We start from the raw sequence: 24,416 nt of genomic DNA on the forward strand, positions 1-24,416 counted from the left end.
TGAGAAGGATTGAAACTGTATGAATAGTAAAATTCATTTTAATGCTCTGATAATTGTTACACCTAGTGATTGTAAACGTCTTTTACCACTTTATCCAAGACTAATTGATTGTTTCAAATATGGAAAAATATGCTTTATAGGAACTAAAGGTGTAAAAGATATTATAGGTGAGGATGAAAACTTAAGTCAAAAAGCGTTGTGGATAAATGAAGATGATGTTATTCCTTTTGATGCAGTGCATAGCCATATTTCTGGACGGTTAAAAGATCAGCTAAATGGTCAGGAACTTCCAAGAGGAGTCACAGGCTGGTATTATCAGCAGTTTTTAAAAATGCAGTATTCATCAAGCTGCGAGGATGATTACTATATGGTATGGGATGGAGATACTGTGCCTTGCAGAACAATAAATATGTTTAGCAAAGACAGCGGACAGCCATATCTTGATCTTAAGCACGAATATCATCCTGAATATTTTGATACACTTGCAAAGATATTACCGGGATTTCGCAAGGCTATTGAGAGATCATTTATTTCCGAGCATATGCTGATAAGAAAAGATATAATGCAGAATCTCATTGCAGATATAGAGAATAATTCTTCAATAGAGGGGAATACATTTTGGGAGAAAATAATTAATGCAATAGAACCTGAGAAAATATATGACTCATCGTTTAGTGAATTTGAAACCTATGGAACTTATGTTGCGTTTAAGTTTCCGGAAGTGTACAAACTTAGAGAATGGCATTCCTTTAGACTTGGAGGGAGCTTTTTTGATATTAATACCATTTGTGACAGAGATTTTGAATGGCTGGGGCGGGATTTTGATGCCATTTCATTTGAAAGGGGACAGGATGAAATAAAAACCAATCGTCATCTATTTGATAATCCGGAATATCAACAAAAATTGTCTGCAAAAAAGATGTTACAGATAGCTCAGATGGAATACCGCGATGGATATAAAGAAGTATGGGAAGATGATACGGAAGATATTTCAAAAGCCAATGTAAAAATAGGCGGATATTATATGAGCAGTGAGAATGATAATAAGACACTAATAGTAGTGGTGTCTTATAACGCTATGTTCTTTATGCAGGAAAATCTGAAAAGTATACGGAAATGTCTTCCGGATGACAGTTATAAAATTGTTGTTGTTGATAATGGTTCAACTGATGGAGTGGATAAATATCTTTCGGAGCAGAAAGATATCATTTATATACGCAATGAGAAAAACGTAGGTTTTGGTCCTGCGTGTAATCAGGCTGTAAAGGCTACAATCGGAACCGAATATGAAAAGTATGATGTATTTCTTTTAAATAACGATACCAGACTTGTTTTTGATGCACTTTACTTCTTAAAAAAAGCTTTGTATTCAGCAGAAGATGTTGGAGCAGTTGGTAGTGTATCAAATTATGCCGGAAACAAGCAAATGATTGATGTTGAATTTGATACGGTTGATGAGTATATAGATTATGGAGAGAAAGTCAATGTACCGATGAAAGATTCCTGTCTGGAAAGAGTCAGGCTGTCGGGATTTTCTATGCTCATAAAAAGAAAAGTGTGGGATGAAGTCGGCGGATTTGATGAAGATTTTGTTCCCGGATACTTTGAAGATGATGCCTTGTCAATGGAAATACTAAGGCGTGGCTACCGCATGAAAGTAGTAAGGAATAGTTTTATTTATCATGCGGGTTCAGAGAGTTTTATAAAAACTGATTATAACAGTATTATTCAAAAAAACTATGCCCTTTTTAAAGAGAAATATAAATTTGACATAATGAAGTATGCATATGCCGATGGAACAGTGATTTCTCAAATTCCATATGGAAAAAATGCATTTTTTACCGTACTTCACTATGGATGCGGCTTGGGAGCTGAACTAAAGGCTATAAGAAGCTTGTTCCCAAACAGCGAATGTATTGGAATAGAGCCAAAAAAAGAACTGTATGACATTGCGAAAGCAACTGAAAAAATATATAGCTCCGCAGATGAACTTTTGAGCAATAGTCCTGCACCTTTTATCAATATAATGATAATAGAAAAAAATGATCTTCAGGCAATGAGTGATGAATTAAAGCAAAAGCTTTCAGGAATACTCATGAAAGACTGCATAGTTCTTATCAAAGATTGTGAGCTTGAGGAATTTCCATATGAAAATATCAAGATGATAGTCTGGGATATGGATGATACCTTCTGGCAGGGGATACTTTCGGAAGGTGAAGTTATTTTACCCATGTCAAATGTTGAGCTGATTAAAAGCATTACCGATCATGGTGTTGTAAATAGCATATCATCTAAAAATGACGAAGAAAAAGTCATTGATGAACTGGAAAAAGCGGGTATTTCAAATCTGTTTGTATTTAACAATATTAACTGGGATGAAAAAGGAATTCAAATAAAAAACAAAATCGAGACTATGAATCTCAGGCCGGAGAATGTTCTTTTTATAGATGATAATGTAAGAAATCTTGAGCAGGCAAGGTATTATTGCGATGGGCTTATGACGGCGGGACCGCAGATCATACCATATCTTTCTACTTATTTTGCCAGAACGAAAGCAAGAGATGAAAAGCATACGCGACTTGAAAGTTACAAGCTTCTTGAAAGAAAGAATGAAGAGAAAATAAATTCTGAGTCAGAAGAAAAGTTTTTGTATGACAGTGATATAAGGATAAGCATAAACAGAAATTGCCTTGAAGAGATTGATAGAATTCATGAGCTTGTGATGCGCTCTAACCAGCTCAATTACACGAAGAACAGAGATCATAAGGAAATACTGACAAGACTTATTACAAACGACTGGAATGATTCTGCTTATATCAAGGTCAGAGATAAGTTCGGGGATTACGGTATAGTTGGTTTTTACTGCTATAACATGAGAGAAAAGAAAATGGAGCATTTTCTTTTCTCGTGCAGAATTCTTGGTATGGGAGTAGAGCAGTATGTGTATAACAAACTTGGCTGCCCTAAATTTGAGATTAATGGAGATGTGTCAATAGCTCTTTTAAATGATAAAAGTGTGCCATGGATAAAAGAAGATATCTCTTCAGAAATAGAAAACGATTATCTAATGGAAAAGAGGGCAAAGGTCCTGTTAAAAGGACCATGTGACCTTGATCAGATTGCCCCATATTTGACAGGTGGGAGAATTACTACTGAGTTTAACTATGTAAATGATGAAGGCTTTATCACAACAGGTCAGAATCACTCAATGCACATATGGGACAGCGCTAATTTATCTTCTTCAGAAATTTCAAAAATTATTGATGAAGTTCCATTTATAACAGAGGGTGACTTTGCCACAAAGATATTTTCTTCTGAGTATCATGTTATCTGCTATAGCTTGCTTCAGGATTGCTGTGCGGGGCTTTACCGAAACAAAGATACAGGTAATTATATCAGCTTTGGTAGCGCAGTTTATCCGCTGACAGACAAAGATTTTAAGGAAAAATACATAAGTGGAGAAATACAAAGACATGATTATCCTTTGACTGCTGAAATCATTGATGACTTTAGCTCCAGGTGGGAGTTTGCAGGTATTACGCCTATTGAGCTTCTTTTTAGAAATCTTGACTATATTTACTACCATGTTAAAGGGAAACCAATAATAATATTGATTCTTGGAAGCGAGACAGACTATGAAGGAGATGATGAGGAGTTTGGCGGAAGGGCAGAAATATATAAAGAGATAAATCCGGCAATCAGAGAGTTTGCTGAAGATCATGACAGAATGAGAATTATTGAATTATCTGATTATATAACTTCTCAAGAAGACTTTAGAAATAGTGTTAATCATCTTACAAGAAATGTTTATTACAAGATTGCCGGAAAGATCTGTGAATATATAAATGAAGCCATTGAAAGATAAAAAACGTGGCAAGTTTGGAGGGGAAATTTGGCAGAACAATTTTTGGAAGAAGTCTATTCAGATGCGCTTATACTTGATGATTTAAGGGAGTGTGTACGCTTTCTATCAAGATATGATGTTCGAAGAGCATTGAGAATTTTTAATGAAAGTATGGCGAAATTACAAAAACTGCTTTCAAAATATGCTGAATCAGATTCCGGTGAAGCAACGAGACTTCAAAATATAGCGTTAGATATAGTAAATAACTGGAATGATCAGTCTTATGTTTCAGGAACTATTACAGGAAAACTGATTCCGGGGATATATGCTTATATGGCCCGGTTCACCGGTATCGAAGTAGAGGACAGAGGGTATCTTTTAAAAAGCAGTGACAGCGGTTTTCTTACAATAAAAAGTGCGGATACAGGAAGATACATGCATGATGTGCATGACCCAATGGAGGAGGCAGGCAGGGTAGCTGCGGCTATTTATGACGCCGAAATGGAAAACATTATTATCTTAGGTTGCGGCCTTGGATATTTACCATATAAAATTTGGAAATTATCTGATGGGGCTGTTTCAATAGTGATATATGAGGATAACTCAGAGATGATTGATTATGCAAGACATTATGGAGTACTTGATTGGATCAATCAGGATAATTTGACAATAAGGCATAATCCGGATAGTGATGTGCTTATAGGGGAGTTTTTGGATGATATTGATTTTAACAATAAAAGCAAATGTATCTATATAACAGCAGAAAAGAAATGGAAATTCAGAGGAAAGTTTGACGGTCAATTTGATTATATTGTTGATTGTCTTCAATATGGTTGGGAATTAGATGATATAGTAAAGATAAACCGGTGGAAGAATAAAAAACTACCACATAAATCTTTTGATTCATTAAAAAAGGATATCAATAGTGATGAGTGGATTGTTCTGGCAGCTGGACCGTCATTTGATGACAATATGGAGTTTATAAGAAAATCTTTGGGGGTAAGAAAAATAGTTGCTGTCAACACTGTGATAAAAAGAGTAAAAGATGAAGCGATTAAGCCCGATCTGTTTGTAGCTGCGGATTCTTTTGACCAGCTACTTGAACACATTGATGGGGCAGAGGATATAACAGAGGCAGTTCCTATGATCTGTGATCGGGTAACGAGTTGGAAGTTTACATATAAGTATAAAGGAGAAATAGTCTTTATTTCCACGTCTTCCGGAGAATCAATGAAGAAAGAAAAAGATAAAGAGGGCGATAACTGGGATGTTTCAGGAACAGTTTCCTGTATGGCAATTGAGGCAGCAGCAAGACTTGGAGCGAAGAAAATATATCTTGTAGGGCTGGATCTTGCTTTCCCTGGAGGAAATGATTATGCCAAGGGGATGCCTCACGGGAAACTTGCAAAGTCGGATAACACGATGCTGGTTAAATCTGTGGATGGAGGAATGGTTGAGACAGCTCCGACATTCAACTTATTTAGACAGATTATAGAGGGAAAAATACAACAGTATTCGAATATAGAATTCATAAATATGTCTAAACACGGAGCCTTTATTAAAGGGGCTAAGAATAATGCTTATTAATTCGGAGGTAGAACCTGTGGATGGAGAGTATCTGGAAATTCTAAGGAAAATAGAAGAGCTTCAAGCTGAGAATGAAGCAATGAAGATATGGCAGGAGCAAACTCTTAAGCTCCTGAATAAGATGTTGGATACAATTGAACAGCAAAAGAAAGATTTAAGAAATATTCAGCAGTATGCATTTATCAATAGGATACGTATCGAAAGCCTGCCTTATGAGATGCGAGATACAGAATTTAAGTCGAAGATTTTTATTCCTAATATTTTGAGTAAACCAAAGACAAGGCGTACTATAATTGATAAGCATAAGTGTTTTAGCAGATTTGGAGACGGAGAGTTCGCAATAATTGCAGGTGTGGGTAGATGGAACTTTCAGGCTCCTTCAGAAAAACTTGCAGATAAGTTAAAAAATGTATTAAAAAGCGATGAGGAAGGAATATTATTAGGGCTACAAAAAAGGTTCTATGGCAATTTGGAAAATCTTAGCGAAACTGATGCTGATGGTGTCAGAGCGTACATGCGTCCTGAAGTAAGGAAAATGCATGCGAAGCTGCTAGATCCTGATAGGATTTATGGTGATGCTCTTATTCATGAAATAAAAACTCAGCAGGATACTGATGAATTAAGAGAGATTTGGGAAAACAAAGATTGTGTGTTTATAGAGGGCGAACATACCGGTATGGGTGTGGGTAATAATCTTTTTGATAATGCAAAAAGTATAGGACGTATAATTGCTCCTGCAGAAAATGCAATTGATAAGTATGAAGAAATTATGAATGCAGCTACTAAAATTTCTAAAAACAAGTTGATTCTATTAGCACTTGGACCGACGGCTACGGCTTTAGCATATGATCTGTATAAAGAGGGATATTGGGCTATTGATATTGGACACATAGATCTATATTACGAAAAATTTGTACGTGGTCTTAATTCTATCGAAGATGTGAATATTTCATATAAATACTGTAGTTGGGACGAGATAGGAGAGAGAAGACAGATTGATAAGATTATTGATCCGGTTTATGAACAACAGATTATAGAAAAAGTAATATGACTCAGATTGGAGATGAAAGAAAACTCTAGTGATTTCTCAAGGTAAAACAAACTAACAGAAAGTGAGATATAAATGGAGAAGATTATTACAGCTATTCAAAATGAAAAATGGGAAGAAGCTCTCGAATATTTTTTGGAGTATACAAGTGAAAATGGTTTGGATGCAACACTTTGTATACTTGGAGCTACAATTATGGAACATTTTGGTGAATGGGACAGTATGTTTGATTTCATCAAAAGAGGACTTGAACAAGAAATAGAAAATCATGAGTTATATCTTTTGCTCGGAAATTACTATAGCAGAGAAAACGTTAATAAAGCATGGCTTTCCTATGAAAATGCGCTTTTTTACGCTAAAAAAAGTGGTATTTTGGAAGATGCTGACATGATTGAAGAGATGCTTTCGGCATTTTATAAAGATAATAATGTGGATGTTAAAAATATTTTTATTGGAGTCATTGCAGATATCGATGATAAATATATTGAGGAGTGTAAAAAGTGTATAGAGGAAACATGTTACGAAAAGTCTTATCGATATGAAATTATAAACAGAGGACAGTACAAGTCATATCCGCAGACTCTGGAAGCCGTGATGATGAAGGCAGGTGAAGATGAGGATATTTTTTTCTTAAGCAGTGATGCATTGTTGCTCCCCAACTCACTGTTCAATCTCAGGATGGCCCTTTATGATGATGATAAAATTGGTGCCTGCAGTTGTATTTCTAATTTTGCCTATTATAAGCAGGTGCCTGTAAATGATAAGGTAAAAACTCCTGTTCAGGCAAGGACATTTGCTATTAAGAATAATATTCCGGACAAGGTAACATATGAGAAAAAAGTAGCATTAGACACCAATTTTATGCTATTGAGAAAAGAAGCTGTTAAAAAGGTACAACCTCCTGATAAGAGTATCCGTTCAGAAGGCTTTCTGAATATAGATATAGGAATGAAGATGCTTCAGGAAGGGTATTACAACTGTGTATGCTGGAACAGCTATGTGTTTCACTATATAGTAAATGAGAAAAACAGGAAAAATCTTGAATTTTATGGCGAAGACAAGAAACTAATTAAGAAAAAATGGGGATTTTCGCCCGAATACTATATGAATACAAGATTTGAACTGGCAAGTATGATCAAGCCGAATAAAGAACAACTGGAAATCCTTGAGGTTGGAGCAGGGCTTGGATCTACCCTTTCAAGAATTCAGTATATGTATCCAAATGCGAATGTTCATGGAATAGAGTTAGTGGAAAGTGCTGCTAAGGTGGGGGCGCTTATAGTTGATATGAAATGCGCTAATATTGAAAATTACGTTTTTTCAGAAGATGAGAAGTATGACTATATCATATTTGGAGATGTGTTGGAACACTTAGTGGATCCGTATTCTCTGTTGGAAAGGCTTAAAGGGCAGCTTAATGAAGGAGGATGTATTATCGCCAGTATCCCCAATATTTTAAATGCGCCTGTTATTTATGAGCTTTTACATGGTAATTTTACTTATCAGGATCAGGGCGTTTTGGACAGGACTCATCTTAGATTTTTTACAGGTAAAGAAATTGTAAAAATGTTTAGTGAACGGGGATATGTTATTACTGAAATGATAGGGTCTACATATCCAACAGATTCTACAAAAGTACATAAAGAGTTTTGGGATAAGTTGCTTAGTATTGAAGGTGTTGTTGGAAGAGAGTGTTTTGATGTTGTGCAGTACATAGTTTGTGCGAGGAAAAATGATTAGAGGTAATGGGAAATAGTTGATAGGGGTGCTGCAATTTAATTATAGGAGCAAGAAAAATGATTAAGTACAATAAACCGTTCATAATTGCTGAAGCTGGATGTAACCACATGGGACAAATGGATATTGCTAAAGATTTAATTGAAACAGCGGCACATTTCTGTAAGGCGAATGCAATTAAGTTTCAGAAGCGGTGTCCTAAAGAATTGCTTACACTAGAGCAGTATAATGCGCCTCATCCGAACCCTGCGAATTCTTATGGTGATACTTATGGTGCTCATCGTGAGTTTCTGGAGTTTGATCTTGATCAACATGCACAGCTTAAGAAATGGTGCGAAGAAGCGGGCATTATTTACTCAACATCAGTATGGGACTTGACAAGTGCTAAAGAGATAACATCCCTTCACCCACAATTTATAAAAATTCCTTCTGCCTGCAATACGCATTTTGAGATGCTTCAGTGGCTTTGTAGTAACTATGAGGGAGAAATTCAGCTTTCGTTTGGTATGACTACACATGAGGAGGAAGAACAGATTATTCAATTGTTTGAAAAGAATGGTAGAGCGAAGGATTTGATTCTTTACAATTGTACATCAGGGTATCCTGTACCGTTTAAGGATATCTGCCTGCTTGAGCTGACACGTATGAAAGAACAGTATAGTGGAAGAGTAAAAGCTATTGGATTCTCCGGGCATCATCTTGGCATTGCGGTCGATGTTGCTGCTTATACACTTGGAGCAGAGTATATTGAACGTCACTATACGCTGGATCGTACTTGGAAAGGAACTGATCAAGCAGCGTCACTTGAGCCGGATGGGATTCGAAAGCTTGTAAGAAATCTCAATGCTGTCCATGAAGCTTTGACGTTTAAGGATCAGGAGGTACTACCGATTGAGCAGGTGCAGAGAGATAAGCTAAAGTTCAGAAAACATTAAAATTCTTACAATTAGGTGGTATAAAATAGTGGCTACCTGGTTAATTTATATATAAAAGAGTCTGTAATTTGGAGAAAATTTTATGAACGTAGCATTTATTCCGGTAAGAGGCGGAAGCAAATCTATTCCTCTTAAAAATATAAAAATAATAAATGGAAGACCGCTTGTATACTGGACTGTAAAAGCTGCGTGTGAATGCAAATACATCGATAAGGTATATGTAGCAACGGATAGTGATGTAATCAAAGAGACTGTTGAATCGTTTAAGAAAGGTATTGAGGCCGATTTATTCTTAAAGGTTGAGGTTATTGGTAGATCAGCAGAGTCGGCTTCTGATACGGCACCTACGGAACATGCAATGCTTGAATTTGCGGAGAAATTTGATTTTGATAATATAGTGCTTGTTCAGGCCACATCTCCACTTCTGCAAGTTGAGGATTTAAATAGGGGGTTTGATATTTTCAAACAGGAAGATACGGATAGTGTTCTTTCTGTAGTGCGGCAAAAACGTTTTCAATGGATAAACGATGAGAATGGCTTTGCATCCCCTTCAAATTATGATGTTTTTCATCGTCCACGACGTCAAGAGTTTAATGGTTATCTTGTAGAGAATGGCGCATTTTATATCAACTCAAAAGATAATTTGCTTAGGTTTCATAATCGCGTTTCCGGGAATATCAGGGTTGTTGAAATGAGTGAAGAAACATTCTTTGAGATTGACGAGCCAAGTGATTGGATTATCATTGAAGCTTTGATGAAGAAGAATGGTATAACTGCACCATCAGAGAGGCCGGACATCAGGATTTTTCTTACTGATTGTGACGGTTGCCTTACAGATGGAGGTATGTACTACTCGGAACATGGTGATGAGCTTAAGAAATTCAATACAAAAGATGGTATGGGGTTTAAGATATTGAAGCAAGAAGGAATTCTAACTGGAATAATAACAAGCGAAAATGTTGAATTGAATCGTAGGAGAGCAGAGAAACTAAAACTTGATGTCATAGAAGCTGGTTGTAAGGATAAGTTTACTGCAATTAAGAGAATATGTAAAGAGTATGGGGTTTCATTAAACAATGTCTGTTACATTGGCGATGACATCAACGATATGGATGCAATTAAAATGGTGGGGTTTGGATGCTGCCCAGCGAATGCTTTGCCACAAGTGAAAAGTGTGGCAAAATATATAACAAAAGCCAATGGTGGAGAAGGCGTTATCAGGGAAGTGGTAGAGTTGATTATGGGTTCAGAAAACATATAGTTTTACAATAAATATCAGCACATCGTAGATTTTACTAAATTTCACAAAGGGGCGGAGAACTCACAGTCTTTTATCGAACCATCTATATAATCGCCAAAAACACCACTTTCCAATATTGAGGTATAAAACTGTTTTGGGGTTAGGTTTTCTCTGTATCTGGAATCTTTGAAAAGAGTATTCAGGGTTGTGTTGGTTTCCTGATACTTTTCAAAAGTTGCGGCATCAAAATCTTTTGACAGCCAATTCAGATCTTCTTCTGAAACATCAGAAATGTCTACAAAGAAATTGGTGTTGCGGAATGAATTCCAGTTTCGTAGTTTGTATTCAGATGAATGTCGTACACCGACCCAGGAACCAAATGTTTCAAATTCAGAAAACCCCTGGTTTAAATTTTCTGAACCAACAGCATATAGTATTTTTTCGGAAAAATGCTCTCCGCTAAAGTCAGTTCGTTCAATTTCAGAAAGCATTTCTTTCATTAAATCCACTTTAAAAAGCATATGCTCTGAAACAAATGATTTTTCTATTATTTTTCCAAAACCAAAGAGTTTCTCGATTGTTTTAAAATAAACTTCATTATGTTCAGATTTTATATCAAAATATGGTTTTCCATCAGAATTGAACATTTCTATTTTTTTTAGTGGCAAAGTGTCAGAATCCCAACATAAGTAATATGGGGATTTACAAATTAAAGCGTAAGACATTTTTAAAAATTGTTGATAATACCAGTTTATTGCCGTGGGCTTTAAATTATTTTCAGGTGTAATCAGACTGTTGAAAACAGGTCTTAAGGGATCGATATCGAGAAGGCTGGTCTCATTAATAAATTCAATAGAGTGATTTGTAAAAATATCGTTAGCTTTATCACTTTCTATAATAGGCAAGAGGTTTTCAGGTCCTACAAAAATAATACGGTCTATTGGCAGAAACTTAAAAAAACGATTGTAATGTAGTCGCATACGTTGATAGTCTTTTACAATCGTTGGTATAACGCAAGGGAATAGTAATGACATGCGACTCTGCTTCATTTGTATAACCTCCACAAGAACTTCAGTATATTTATGAATCTATTGGTTTTGTATTTTATTTTAAATATTGATATACTTAATTATACAACATCAATTTATGTTCGTCATTTCAAACATTGGCGGTGCGATTTATGAATGGTGTACTTATAATAATTGTTTCATACAATGCAAAACGATATATGCAGGAATGTATATATAGTATCCGGAATTCGTTAAAAGAGGGTACTTACAAAATTGTGGTTGTAGATAATGCATCTACTGATGGTGTAAATATATGGCTTTCTGAGCAACCTGATATCATGCTTATACAGAACTCCGAAAATATCGGATTTGGTCCCGCGTGTAATCAGGCAGTAAAGGCAACGATTGGAACAGATTATGAAAAATACGATGTTTTTCTGCTAAATAATGACACTGTTCTAAATAGCAAATCATTGCCAAGGTTAAAGGAGGCTTTGAATCAAAATAAAAAAATAGGTGCTGTCGGTGCTGTTTCTAATTATGCCGGAAACAGACAGCAATTGGAAATAACCTTTGAGAATGTTGAGAAATATAGTGATTTTGGGGAAAAACTATCCATAGATGAATGTGACAGATATCTTGAAAAAGTACGTCTTAATGGATTTGCACTTTTAATCAAAAGAAATGTATGGGATGAAGTTGGTGGTTTCGATGAGGATTTTGCCCCGGGATACTATGAAGACGATGCACTTTCAATGGAAATATTAAGAAGAGGATATAAACTTATCCTAGTCAGAGATAGTTTTATTTATCACGCAGGAAGTGTTAGTTTTGCCAAGACCGGCAAAAACAATCTTTCTTATGATCACCATAAATTGTTTATTCAAAAATACGGATTTGACATATTGGATTATGCGTATCCATGTGGAGCGGTAATCTCTATGTTTCCGTTTAAACGAGATGACGCATTTACTTTTTTGCATGTAGGATGTGGACTTGGAGCTGAGATCAAAGCTATTGAAAGTCTTTTTCGTAATGCAAAGGGGTATGGCGTAGAAGAAGATGAGAAGTTATACAGTATTCAAAGAAATAACGCTAATATTTTTGAAAATGCAGAACGATTAAAAGATTATTTTCAGGATAATGTTTTTGATGCATTGATTCTGGATGATAGCTATTCACTTGATACAAGCCGACAAAAGATTATATCTGCACTGTGTAAACCTGGGGCTCTTGTAATTACTCGTATTCATAAATATGATAACTTTTCTTTTAATGATCTGAAGATAATTGCCGTGGATGAAGAAATATTTGATGAAAATATTTCTTCAATGTTGATGCTGCATGGGATTATCTGCATTCCTTATTCATATAAAAATGTAAAAGATATAACTTATAAAATTGATTCAATGGGAATATTGGATAAACGGATACTTTTTATTTCAGATTCCGTTGAACCGTATAATGGAAGGTTTAGGACAGCCGGATCTGATATAATGCCATACTTAAATGCTTTTTTTGCCAGATTACCAATTTCTGCCATACATAACGATTGTATGGAGCGGTATGCTCTTTTTGAAAAGATGTATGAAAATGCAGGAATATCCGATAAAAAAATATTTATTACTATAAATAAAAACTGCTTTGGAAAAATCAGTAAATTAAGCGCTTTTTTGAAAGATTGTGAGCTTCTCAATTATACAAAAGCATATTTATCTGAAGAACAATTAAGAAAGATAATAGTTGATGATTGGAATGAGTGCGCATATCTTACTGCAAGGGATGAAGATACTGATTACGGCATCATAGGTTTTTATGCATTAGATAAGCGAATGTCAAAACTAAAATGTTTTTCTTTTTCATATGTTGTAACAGGATTGGGAATAGAGCAGTTTGTTTACAACAGGCTTGGCTGTCCTGAAATTGACATTATAGAACCGGTAATTTCTTTGTTTGAAAAAAACAGCATTTCAGATTTTGTTATAGAAGAGTGTTCTGACGATGTTGCAGGCAATCACAAGGCTGATAAATCACTACGGATTCTTCTGAAACTTCAAAACTCATTTGCGCCTGTTGCAAATTACATTATCGGTGGAAATATCACAACAGAATATACTGATAAAGAAGTGTGGAAAGACAATTTGCCAACGAAAATATTTACAGGGATGTACAACGTAGTTTGCTATAGCTTTTTGCAATATTCTGCAGGGGAATGGATTGATGATAGTGATAGCATGGTCAGAAAATTATTTAACGCTCTTGAAGGAATATGCACAGGTATAAGCAGTAATACTATTGTTATTCTTTTGCTTGGCAGTGAAAAACAATTCGACAGTTGCCCTAACGATGAAAACGGGCTTTTTGAGATATATAGGGAAATTAATCCAATAATAATTGATTTTGTTAAGGATTATGAAAACATAAAAGTAATAAGAATCAGTGATTTTATAGATGGTCAAAGTGATTTTGAAGGCTCTGTAAATGTATTTACACCTAAAGTTTATTCCGATGTAACAGCAAAAATATGTGATTATGTCAATCAATCTTTTTAGTATATGTTTAGATGAGTATACAGGGAGTAAATCCGATGATAGAAAAGATTACCGGGAAATATGACAAGTTAAAAAAGCTATGTCAAAGACTTGAATGGTGGCCTGAAATGTCACCTTACGAGGTGATTGATTATATGTACAGCAATGATATTTCGTCCCAAAATCTGGTAGATATTCTAAATGCTTATTCATTGAATCCACAATATGTATTTGACAGAATTTATAAAGGTAAAGATAGCGTTGTTTTTTTTGAAAAACCTCAAAACGTAAAAATTGATAGGGAAACCATTTGCTTTATCACATGCTTTAATAAAAAGGTTGAACTGGATGAAATGAATGCCTGGATAGATAGACTTGATATACCGGATGGAATGGCTATTGAAAAAAAAGCTATTGAAGGTGCGAAATCTATGTGTGCTGGATATAACGATGCTATGCATTCATCGAAAGCTAAATATAAAGTATATCTTCATCAGGATGTCAGGATTCTTAATCCATATTTTATATATGAGATAGTGGATTGTTTTAATCGTAATTCACAAGTGGGATTAATAGGGATGCTTGGAGCGCTGTATGTTCCCAATTCCGGAGTTATGTGGCAGGCAGACAGAGTTGGTGCAGTTGTACATTCTGTATCAAATGAAGAGTCAATAGCTGAAACATTTGATGAGAGAGTTGCAGTTGAAGGGGATTGTCAGGTAAAACTTATAGATGGATTTCTGATGGCGACATGTGTAGATTTGAATTGGCGTGCGGATATTTTTAAGGGATGGGATTTTTATGATGTATCTCAATCATTGGAATTTATAAAAAAAGGATACGATGTTGTTGTGCCTTATCAAAAGAATACCTGGTGTCTCCATGATTTTGGTTCAATAAATTGGTCAGGATATGAAGAAAATAGGGTTCTGTTTGTAGATGAGTATTTAAATGATTATATTTAAGTGGTGGAATTGATGAATAATTTGCTCTTTGAAAGTGTTTAAGTTTCAAAATAGAAAAAAGGAATGATTAAGATGTATTCCAATCATGATAAGAGTAGAAGAAAAAAGAAAATAGCTATGATGTCGGGACAAGAGAGACCATGGGATAATCGCGAATTGGGAAAAGATTGTGGTTTAGTCCCTTACTTACTGTATAAAAATCATGGATGTGATGCGTTTATGGTTTGTGGAAAGGGAGAAGAGTATCCATATTTAGAGAAGATGAATGGATTCAGAGTGGAAAAGTTAAAAGATAATTCATTAGAGTCCAAGATAGAGTATTTGAAAAAAAATGGGAAAGAATTGGATGTTCTTATTTTATACGGTATTACAGATCATAATTTGGAAATGGCAGCTGTCATAAAAAAAATAAATGATAAATGTCTTTTGGCTTGTGCATTGGATATGAACCCGGATTTTGCAGACAGGATTCCTTTCTATATGAATCCATTCTATGATTATTTTGATAATTTGGATTTTATGTGGCAGTCGGATACAGAAATGACAACTTTTTTAAATGATAAATGGTACTGGCCAGTGGTATGCGAAAGAAATGGGTACTATAACCTGGAAAAGGGAACAAGCAATGTTGAATACGTTAAATTTGACGAAAGAGATAATGTCCTTCTATACGTTGGGAGAATAAACGATATACCCAAAAACATCAGTATGTTACTTGGGGCTTTTGAAAAAATATCGGATAAAGTTCCTGATTGGAAATTAAGGTTGGTTGGTCCTGTAGAAGAACCATTTAATGAATATGTTGATACATTTTTTGACTACTATCCTGAAATGAAAGAACAAATAGAATTTGTCGGAAACATTGAAGATAAGGGAAAATTGCACAAAGAATATGAGAAGGCAAAAATATTTGTGTCAACATCTGTTCTGGAAGGAGGAACGCCTAATGCTATGTCTGAAGCAATATGCACAGGATGCGTTATGGCAATTACCAAGATAGGTGCATATCAGGATATTATAGGAGATGGAGAAACCGGAGGATATACTGATACAGACGATGAAGATGCCTATGCTGATATGCTTCTTGATTTAATAAAAAATAAGGATTTGGCTAAAATGTCTTTAAATGCTTACAAGCGCGGAAAAGAAATGTATAATCTTGAGAAAATAGTTGGGGATATATATGGGAGACTTTGTACTAAGGGATTATAAATTTACATATATTGATGAAAATTCTAGTAAAGAAGTTTTATTGAACCTTAATGATTATTTGTCTAATAGAGGAAGAATACCTTTTCATTCTGAATTTACAAATGTAACAATACCTAACATCATATTAAGAAACATGGAAATGCATGAGAGTATTTGTGGAAAAAATAGTAATTTAATTAAGTATGAAAGTTATTATTCGTTGATTGATGTTCTTTTTATAAGAGAACATATCAGGAATAAATTTCCTAAATACGTGATACAAATAGGTGCATCGGATGATGTATTGTCGACGCATATTAAGAATATAGCAAAAGAATTGCATCCAGAAACAAAATATGAGGTTATATACGATTTGGAAGAACTTATAAAGATACAGTCAAAGGCAGATATCATTTTCTTGTATGGAAGCATTCATGCAGATAGTAGTGGAGAATTAGAAAATAAATTCTTTCGAATTTTAAAACCTAATGGTTGGATTTGCGCTTTGTGCAAGAAAACAGACGTTTTTTTTGAGATGAAAAATTGGAAGAAGTATTATTTGGGAGCAGACCTTATGGTCTGCGAAAGCCATGTTTCCGCTTTATGAATAGTAGAATGAGAGAATGAAGGGGTATGTTCCCAAAGGATGCCTTTTTTACTTCTGATAATTCACATAGATAAAAGAGCTTTTTGATAATACAGTATATCTTCCGTTTGAAAATACATATATATCTGCACCGGCTAGATATGACGAAGTGCTCAATATAGAATATGGGGATTTTATGCGCGTATCCAAAGAATGGATATTTCATAACTATCCGGTATATCGTGAGCAGGAAAGGATCCTTAAAAACAACATAGGAAGAAATCCGTACAGATACACTATTGACGATAAAGCACTTCTTACTTCAATAAAGCGCTACTCCTTAAGTGTGCTTGCACCACCCAAAAAGAAAGACAAAGAAATAATTGTTTTTCTTCCATGTCGCGCATGCTGGTGGGAAACGATGGAAAAGCTTTGGGAGGAATACTCTCAGGATGATGAAAAAGAGGTGCATGTAATTCCGATATTTTATTATGACTGCGATTACAATGGAATAGTAAAAGATAAACATGATGAGAAAACTTTATATTGACACGATGAAAGGGCTATGCGGAGAGGAAACCGGCAAGTACTGTGAGCAGAAATGTATTATACAAAATAGTGAAGCATGTCCGAAAAATAACAGCACGGATATTAAAGATGTTGACATAAGTGATTGTGATAAACTTGTTGGTGCATTCAAATGCAGAAAATACGCGATTTATTATGCTAGTATCAGTATGCTCATGCATTATAAAGAAAGGGGAATAGACAAAATCAGACGCTCATTTAAAATTTTTGAGGAGTCAGCTGATAAAATCTGTGTGATATTCATACTTCACGAAGCTGTTTTTGACTATTTGGAGCAGATTGACGCCGGGGTGTATTCAAAGTTAAAAGGAATAGTACTAAATCTTCATGACGCAAAGAATATAGTTTATGACAGTGAAGGTGTAGCGCTTAGACACATGGATAAATGGGATGCATACTACGGCGATAGTAGCGCTCGATATTCCTTTTTTTACAAAAAGGCAATTAGTTGATTGATGAAAGAATGAAAGAATTGACAACATCATTGGTTACTTCAAAAAGTAATGATTTTTTGTGTTACCTTGAAATTATATCCATGCATTTATGAAAAGATAAGCTATTGTAGTTGAGTTTATGCGAACTTGTACAATATGATTCTTGATTAGTGTTCGATATGAAGATAATATATATACTATATGATATAATGCGATATGATTAAGGCATTGAAATATCTACACTATTACAAATCGAAAAAGTACTGGAAGTAAGTTGTATGAATATAATAATCAAGCCAAGATTTCATCGAACGTAATAATATATGATTTCTCAGAAGATACTGTTCTGATAGTAATGGCATCGGAAATATAAGGAAGTAGATTATATAAGAGATTATGAATAATTTCCTCGGTTTGTGCAAAAGGAATAATAGTTAGTTTATGAGATAATTTTTTTGAAATGGTTGATTTGGATTAATTGGATGCTTTTTAATACTTTTTTAGGTTAAAGGAGATATGGTTGAAATATGAAGTAAAGCAAGTGTGCCGGCTTTAATGTATTTGTTGTTTTCAAGATTTGGAATTGTGCTTTTCGCAATCTCACAGAGTAACCTGTAATATGAGTAAGGCGGAGCGTCAAATCTTAGGATAATACATTTCTAGATTTGCAGCTTGCTACTCACATATTATCTGATATTAGTATTTTTATTTACTGTGATGAGATGAAGTTATATATTTCTGAATACCGTTCTTCCCAAGTATCATATTTCAATGCAGTATTATATCCATTGCAAGCAATGGTTTCAGCAGCTTGTTCATGGCTTAAAAGCCATTTAATATCCAATGCCATTTGTTTAGGATTTGCTAAATCAAAATATATTATGTTTTTGCCATCAATATATCTGGTTGCAAGATATGAATTGTAATCAGATACGCAAATAGCACCACTTAATAAGGCATTCAGATTTTTTTCTCCAACTCCGTTTTTTATCCAAGGCATAAAGCAAAGCGCAATTTTTGAATTTGCTAGTAACGACGATAATTCGTGCATTGGTATACGGTCATGTCTGATTATATTATCGGAAAAAGAATAGCTTTGATCGTCCCATCCTTTTCCGAAGGTTAAAACATTTATGCCTAAATCACTTAAAGCTTTCATTCCTTCTAACTTGAAATGCCGTCTGATTGATGATTCTAATTCAGAGCTGAAATTAAAGTATAATTGATATAAGTCATCTGGTGTGATGATTATGTTGTTATCGGATAAAAAGCTGGCAATTGCTTCTTCTGTGCTTTTGTTGGGATTGCAGAGCATGAAATTATATGTGTAATTGTAAAACAATTGCCCATTATCTTGAAAAAAAGGTATTTTTTTGAATCCATAGAAGGTATTGCATTCGGACAGGCAAATCACATCATATTTCCTGTCTGAGTACTTTGGGCACTTATTTAAAATTGTTCCGCCTAAAGGCATAAAACATACATTAGCGTTAGGAAAGAAATCTTTGATAAGTGCTAAGTGATTATAGTCGGCAACAAGATAGGTAATGAGACAAGGTTCGTTTTTAAAATATTCATCAACCATTCGCGGATGATCTAGTAAATAGTCATATACATGAATATTATATTCATTCCAAATATTTTTTCCTGAGAGATTAATATTTATACCAATGTGGTTAAATGCTAACAGAACACAATCATTTTGGGCTATATAATCAAGAAAACAGTTATTATTCCAACTTTTTTCGTTGGTGGAATCTGCGCAATAGCATCCTATATCCCTTTTTTTACAAAAGGCAATAAGTTGATCAATGAAAGAATTAACAACATCATTGGTTCCTTTAAAAGTAATGATATTTTTTCTCATGTATTCCTCCGAAATTGAATCCATTCACTTATGAAGAGATAAGCCTTTGTAGTTGAGTTTATGTGGACCAGGATAACATAATTCTTAATTAATATTCGATATAGGGATAATATATATACTATATGATATAATAAAATTGTGGCATTGGAAATATCTATGCTATGACAAATCGAAAAAAAATGGAAAGGAAGCTGTATGAACATAATAAGCGAACGAGCCAAGATTTCACCGACCGTAATAATATATGATGATGTAAGTATCGGAGATGATGTGGTAGTTCATGATTATGTTACCCTATACCCCGGAACTGTGATAAAGAATGGAGCTGAGATTTTCGAGCACAGTACGATAGGGAAAATACCGACAAGTCCGGGGAGTACTGAAAGATCTTATTCAAATGAATATGGAAAAACAGTTATTGGAGAAAGATGTATTATATGCCCTGGAGTGGTTATATATACTGGCACTGAAATATCTAATAATACTTTACTTGGAGATAATTGTTCTATCAGAGAGAATTGTAGAATAGGTAAGTATTGTATTATTAGCAGGTTGGTTACTGTAAATAATGAAACTGTGATAGGCGATTATACCAAGATTATGGATAATGCGCATATTACTGGGAATATGCGTATTGGAAGTCACTGCTTTATAAGTGTACTGGTTGCGACTACAAATGATAATTCTATGAATCGTGATGCAAATGCAAAAGATCATTTGCAAGGCCCAATTATAGAGGATTATGTTACGGTAGGTGCTGGGGCAAATATTTTGCCTTCTGTTAGAATTGGGAAAAATGCTATGGTAGGTGCAGGAGCTGTTGTTACAAAGGATGTTCCTCCTGCAAAGGTTGTTATGGGAGTACCAGCGAGAATTATACGTGACATAGATTGAATTAAGAGGTGAAAATGAATATAGGGGATAGCGCTACATTTTCTAAAACTATTAGTGAGAGCGATGTGTATACGTTTGCTGGAATTACTGGTGATTTCAATCCATTACATGTTAATGAGACAAAAGCAAAGAATACTATATTTAAGTCTAGAATTGTGCATGGGATGCTTGTCGGAAGCTTTATTTCGACGGTGTTAGGTACTAAATTTCCGGGACCGGGAACTATTTACTTGGAACAGGATTTGGTATACAAGAAACCTGTATATATTAACGATACTGTTACAGCGATAGTGACACTATCGGAAGTGATAGACGCTGAAAAGAATATATACAAATTTGATACCATAATTGTGAATGATGATAATGAGAAGGTTATTGAGGGGTACGCTGTTGTTAAGGTGAATAGACCGAAGGAGTGCGAAAATGCAAGTTGTTAAGTATATGTTTCAACCTCATGGTGATGAACGAGGACAATTGGTTTCGTTGGAAGAATATACTGATATTCCGTTTACTATAAAACGTGTTTATTTTATGTACGATACACTGCAAAATGTAGTCAGAGGTAAACATGCTCATAAGAACTTGGAACAGATTCTTTTTTGTGTGAATGGAAGTTGTAAAGTTAGTCTTGACAATGGCAAAGAAAAAAAAGTTGTGAATTTGGAAAAACCATATGAAGGGTTGTATATACCCGGTAATATGTGGCGTGAAATGTATGATTTTTCGGAGGATGCCGTTCTGATGGTGTTGGCATCTGAAATATATAATGAAGAAGATTATATAAGAGATTATGAAGAATTTCTTCGATTTGTGCAAAAGGAATAATCTTTAGTAAAAAAGTCTTGTGTTGGCAGTTTTTTTGATTAAATGCACTTATTATTTGTCTGGACGTGACCCTTATGGACAATGATTTCAATTTAGGAAAACTGAAAAAAGATATATCTTTAACCAAAAAATATGCAGGGTGTAAGGGATGCTGAAAGATTATACCGGTGAAGGAGCAGATGCGGTTCCGCTCCTGTATCAGACAGGATATCTGACAATAGTAGATTATGATAGAAACGGTCATGAATACACATTATCTTTTCCTAATGACGAGGTGAAGTATGGTTTTATTGAGAACTTAATGCCTGAATATGTGCCGGATTCAGCTGCGGGTTCCGGAAATGATATATTTACTCTGCGAAGGTATATTGAACAGGGAAAACTTGAAAGTATCAGAGATGTACTCGCTTCACTTTTTGCAGGAATACTCTTTGCCGTTTGTAGCAGATTCAAGGAAACTTTATAAAATAGGAGTTTCTTTTGGTTCAGAAACAAGAAAACTGGTCGGCTGGGAAGTATCTGAATAAAACATATGCGAGGAACTTACTGAATGGAGAAACTCTCATAGTCCAATTTTAACCACACTATCACATAGCTTTTTGAAATCCTGATTATTGAGAATATTATAACACCCTGATAGTAGTAATCGATGGTGTTCTGCAAGGATGCCGGCTTTAATGTACTTGTTGTTTTCAAGATCTGGAATTGTGTTTTTCACAAACTCACAAAGTAACCTGTAATATGAGTAAGGCGGAGTGTCAAATCTTAGGATAGTACATTTCCAGAAAATCAGAATACAGGAGTAAACAAACTCAATTTCCAGTTCTTCTTTATACTCTTCCATGAATCCGCGAGCAGACAGATCGGCCCATAATATGGACCAACCGGTTATTATGTCAATGTGGTATGTCTGATTTTTCTTAAGGACTGTGGAATTGGGATTTATAAAATAATGGTATGACTTTTGGTGCAAAAGAGTCAGCTTTTTTGAGTATAGGCTAAGAAGTAACCCAAAACTGATATCTTCATATTTAAGACCATCGTAAAAGAAGATATTGTTTTCGGTAAGAAGGCTTCTTTTTATTAGCTTAAATGGAGCATTACTGCTTATTTTTTTGTCAAGGATCACTTTTTTTCTGGTATTTACGTCACTTAAATCAAAAGTCTCACTATTTACTGAAGATGATGAGGATCCTGACAAAGCATTGAGGCATATGTTACCATCGTCCCGGATAAATTCAGTTTGTACAATATCACTGCCTTCTTGAGCAGCCTTTTCATACATACTTTCTATATAGTTTTCTTCAATCCAATCATCGGAGTCCAAAAAAGCAACATAGTCACCGGAAGCATATGACAACCCAATATTTCTGGCTGTGCTTTGCCCACTATTAATTTCAAGTCTGACTAAAATAAAATTATCCGGATATGTTTTTTCCCAGACCAATAGTTTTTCGTATGTAGAATCTTCAGAATGGTCGTCCACACAAATGATTTCGATATCAGACAGGGGAAATGTTTGTGAAATAACAGAATCAAGACATCTGTCTATGTATTTTTCAACATTAAAACAAGGAATAATAATACTGATTTTCATGTATGGCTACCTCATTTACAAACGGACTAAAGAAACCTTTATACATCATAGTTCGAGATCCTAACCGACTTTTTGTGTTCAGCAAAAACCTGAACAAGAGGAGACACGCTCCCATAGTATGCATCGAAGCTCATAGCGTTTTCGTCAAGGTCTGTGATGCTATAGGTCATGTAGTCACAGGCAAGACCTTCCTCAGTTGCGATATCTAGTAAAATTTGCGAGCAGTTATGGCCAGAAGGATATATTGTAATAGTGATTTTATCTGAACTTTCTTTGAAAATATTAATGCGTTCTTTTAGAGCATCGGTGATAATATCCTGATGCTCTTTTAAGTGCGCCTAGCGGCGCACGTTTCTAACGGGTTAAAGTCCCGAATCCGCCCGGAAGAGCCAATGATTCTCTTGCCTTTCATAATCATGGATGACATATTCTGACGGGAGTTCAGAATCCGCAACTTCTCTGAACTTGGTGTAGTCATCTCTTTTCATGCATATATCAAGATCATCATCCCATGGAATAAAACCACCGTGCCGTACGGCACCAAGAAGTGTTCCCCAGTCAGCATAGTAGGTTATATTGTGAGAAGTGCAGATGCAATCTATCTCAGCAAGCACATCAAGAGAACAGGCCCATGCCTGCTTAATGGCGGTGGGAATGTAGAATCCGTTTCTTACTTCGTCTCTGAAAAAATCGATAGAATGATTCATTGTCTGTATTCTCCTATGAAATAATTGTAACATTATTATCGTAATTAAGTTAATGCTTTGTGAGTATTTGGGTTACGTTGCTAGACTAGCTAAAACTTTGTATAATGAACTCAAATATTACCCTAAAATACGAGTGTTGATTATTTATACTGCTGATGTAAAAAGAGCTCAGACAAAGCCTGATTTAAGTCTTGGTGATTTTACAATGCATATTGAAGAGGCATTTTTATCTGAAATAGATACAGAAGAACTTTGGATGAGAATATCAGAAAATGTCAGAAGATTTGAAAAACTTGAAGACAAGGATCTGATGCAGCTTATAATATATCCGCTCACTTTTAGAGAAAGAGAAGAAAAGCAGCTCGCAATTCAAAGAGCAATTGAACTTGTAGATGAGATAAAAAAAGAGAATCAGAGGATATTTGCATTAAAAGGTTTACTTGTATTTTGTGATAAGGTGATTCTTATGGAAGATGCTGATAAGATAAGGAGGATGCTGATGTTGACTAAGGTAGAGCAGATAATAGAAAAAGAAAAACAGGATGCTATTGCTGAAAACACTAAAAAGGTAACAACAAGTGTAACAGATGGTATTGCAAAAAATCTTCTTAGGAGTGGTAGCAGCCTGGAGTATGTAGCACAAAACACTGGATTGTCAATTGAATATATAATGAAGCTTAATCTTACAGAATAATGAAAAATTGATATAAGGTAGATATGAAAAGAAATGTGAATGTTTTTGAAACGCAAAAACTCCTGATATAAGGCATAGAGTTTTGAAAAAGTTTGTAGCCGATGCATGATTTAAATGTGCATCGGACTATGTAAAA

21 protein-coding genes are annotated in these 24,416 nt (G+C 34.9%); 17 read left to right on the forward strand and 4 right to left on the reverse strand.

The annotated features are described in order from the left end of the window. Positions 1-19: 19 nt before the first annotated feature. The 6 genes from J6O61_RS12970 (at position 20) to J6O61_RS12995 (ending at position 10,412) form a co-directional block, all read left to right on the forward strand. Positions 20-3,865, forward strand: coding sequence for an HAD-IIIC family phosphatase (locus J6O61_RS12970; RefSeq protein ID WP_292214002.1), 3,846 nt, complete (start codon positions 20-22; stop codon positions 3,863-3,865). A 27-nt stretch (positions 3,866-3,892) separates the two neighbouring features. Next, positions 3,893-5,431, forward strand: a complete 1,539-nt coding sequence (locus J6O61_RS12975) for a 6-hydroxymethylpterin diphosphokinase MptE-like protein (RefSeq protein WP_292214005.1) — start codon at positions 3,893-3,895, stop codon at positions 5,429-5,431. After that, positions 5,421-6,482 (forward strand): GT-D fold domain-containing glycosyltransferase, encoded by a 1,062-nt coding sequence (locus J6O61_RS12980; RefSeq protein WP_292214008.1) that lies wholly within the window; start codon positions 5,421-5,423, stop codon positions 6,480-6,482. Before J6O61_RS12975 ends, J6O61_RS12980 begins: the two co-directional genes overlap by 11 nt. Positions 6,483-6,554: 72 nt before the next feature. Then, positions 6,555-8,219: a methyltransferase domain-containing protein gene (locus J6O61_RS12985; RefSeq protein WP_292214011.1), complete on the forward strand. Its 1,665-nt coding sequence runs from the start codon at positions 6,555-6,557 to the stop codon at positions 8,217-8,219. A 56-nt stretch (positions 8,220-8,275) separates the two neighbouring features. After that, positions 8,276-9,151, forward strand: a complete 876-nt coding sequence (locus J6O61_RS12990; protein ID WP_292214014.1) for an N-acetylneuraminate synthase family protein — start codon at positions 8,276-8,278, stop codon at positions 9,149-9,151. An 82-nt stretch (positions 9,152-9,233) separates the two neighbouring features. Next, a complete protein-coding gene (locus J6O61_RS12995) occupies positions 9,234-10,412 on the forward strand; it encodes an N-acylneuraminate cytidylyltransferase (RefSeq protein ID WP_292214017.1) in 1,179 nt (392 codons plus the stop codon). A gap of 41 nt (positions 10,413-10,453) precedes the next feature. Here J6O61_RS12995 and J6O61_RS13000 read toward each other — a convergent pair whose 3' ends face one another. Beyond that, positions 10,454-11,440: a DUF6492 family protein gene (locus J6O61_RS13000; protein WP_292214020.1), complete on the reverse strand. Its 987-nt coding sequence runs from the start codon at positions 11,438-11,440 to the stop codon at positions 10,454-10,456. Positions 11,441-11,571: 131 nt separating this feature from the next. Between J6O61_RS13000 and J6O61_RS13005 the strand changes: the two genes are divergently transcribed. The 6 genes from J6O61_RS13005 (at position 11,572) to J6O61_RS13030 (ending at position 17,714) form a co-directional block, all read left to right on the forward strand. Next, on the forward strand, positions 11,572-13,953 hold the full coding sequence (locus tag J6O61_RS13005) for a glycosyltransferase family 2 protein (RefSeq protein WP_292214023.1): 2,382 nt from the start codon (positions 11,572-11,574) through the stop codon (positions 13,951-13,953). A gap of 35 nt (positions 13,954-13,988) precedes the next feature. Then, entirely contained in the window at positions 13,989-14,897 is a 909-nt protein-coding gene (locus J6O61_RS13010) for a glycosyltransferase family protein (RefSeq protein WP_292214026.1), read from the forward strand. Positions 14,898-15,116: 219 nt separating this feature from the next. Further along, the gene (locus tag J6O61_RS13015) at positions 15,117-16,109 is read left to right on the forward strand and encodes a glycosyltransferase family 4 protein (protein WP_292214029.1); all 993 of its coding nucleotides are present in this window, start codon (positions 15,117-15,119) and stop codon (positions 16,107-16,109) included. Then, positions 16,081-16,695 (forward strand): hypothetical protein, encoded by a 615-nt coding sequence (locus J6O61_RS13020; protein ID WP_292214033.1) that lies wholly within the window; start codon positions 16,081-16,083, stop codon positions 16,693-16,695. Before J6O61_RS13015 ends, J6O61_RS13020 begins: the two co-directional genes overlap by 29 nt. A 175-nt stretch (positions 16,696-16,870) precedes the next feature. After that, positions 16,871-17,224, forward strand: a complete 354-nt coding sequence (locus J6O61_RS13025; protein ID WP_292214035.1) for a hypothetical protein — start codon at positions 16,871-16,873, stop codon at positions 17,222-17,224. Continuing rightward, a complete protein-coding gene (locus J6O61_RS13030; RefSeq protein WP_292214037.1) occupies positions 17,202-17,714 on the forward strand; it encodes a hypothetical protein in 513 nt (170 codons plus the stop codon). The genes J6O61_RS13025 and J6O61_RS13030 overlap by 23 nt, the downstream gene beginning before the upstream one ends. Before the next feature lie 691 nt (positions 17,715-18,405). On the opposite strand, the gene J6O61_RS13035 is transcribed toward J6O61_RS13030, so the two are convergent. Beyond that, entirely contained in the window at positions 18,406-19,563 is a 1,158-nt protein-coding gene (locus J6O61_RS13035) for a glycosyltransferase family protein (RefSeq protein WP_292214038.1), read from the reverse strand. 195 nt (positions 19,564-19,758) lie between these two features. Here J6O61_RS13035 and J6O61_RS13040 point away from each other — a divergent pair, with 195 nt between their 5' ends. From J6O61_RS13040 to J6O61_RS13055, 4 genes are all read left to right on the forward strand, one after another. Continuing rightward, positions 19,759-20,457, forward strand: a complete 699-nt coding sequence (locus J6O61_RS13040) for an acyltransferase (RefSeq protein WP_292214040.1) — start codon at positions 19,759-19,761, stop codon at positions 20,455-20,457. 14 nt (positions 20,458-20,471) lie between these two features. Further along, positions 20,472-20,894 (forward strand): MaoC family dehydratase, encoded by a 423-nt coding sequence (locus tag J6O61_RS13045; protein ID WP_292214043.1) that lies wholly within the window; start codon positions 20,472-20,474, stop codon positions 20,892-20,894. Next, complete coding sequence (locus J6O61_RS13050) at positions 20,881-21,282, forward strand: sugar 3,4-ketoisomerase (RefSeq protein ID WP_292214046.1); 402 nt, start codon at positions 20,881-20,883, stop codon at positions 21,280-21,282. Before J6O61_RS13045 ends, J6O61_RS13050 begins: the two co-directional genes overlap by 14 nt. Before the next feature lie 148 nt (positions 21,283-21,430). Beyond that, a complete protein-coding gene (locus J6O61_RS13055; protein WP_292214048.1) occupies positions 21,431-21,748 on the forward strand; it encodes a hypothetical protein in 318 nt (105 codons plus the stop codon). 96 nt (positions 21,749-21,844) lie between these two features. Here J6O61_RS13055 and J6O61_RS13060 read toward each other — a convergent pair whose 3' ends face one another. Continuing rightward, positions 21,845-22,879 carry a glycosyltransferase family 2 protein gene (locus tag J6O61_RS13060; RefSeq protein ID WP_292214053.1) on the reverse strand — a complete coding sequence of 345 codons (1,035 nt, stop codon included), beginning with the start codon at positions 22,877-22,879 and terminating at the stop codon, positions 21,845-21,847. A 362-nt stretch (positions 22,880-23,241) separates the two neighbouring features. After that, complete coding sequence (locus J6O61_RS13065; RefSeq protein ID WP_292214056.1) at positions 23,242-23,586, reverse strand: LicD family protein; 345 nt, start codon at positions 23,584-23,586, stop codon at positions 23,242-23,244. Between the two features lie 133 nt (positions 23,587-23,719). Here J6O61_RS13065 and J6O61_RS13070 point away from each other — a divergent pair, with 133 nt between their 5' ends. Continuing rightward, positions 23,720-24,280 carry a hypothetical protein gene (locus J6O61_RS13070; protein WP_292214058.1) on the forward strand — a complete coding sequence of 187 codons (561 nt, stop codon included), beginning with the start codon at positions 23,720-23,722 and terminating at the stop codon, positions 24,278-24,280. The last annotated feature ends 136 nt before the right edge of the window (positions 24,281-24,416 follow it).

The sequence above is a fragment of the Butyrivibrio sp. genome, from assembly GCF_017635265.1.
Classification (GTDB): Bacteria; Bacillota; Clostridia; order Lachnospirales; family Lachnospiraceae; genus Butyrivibrio.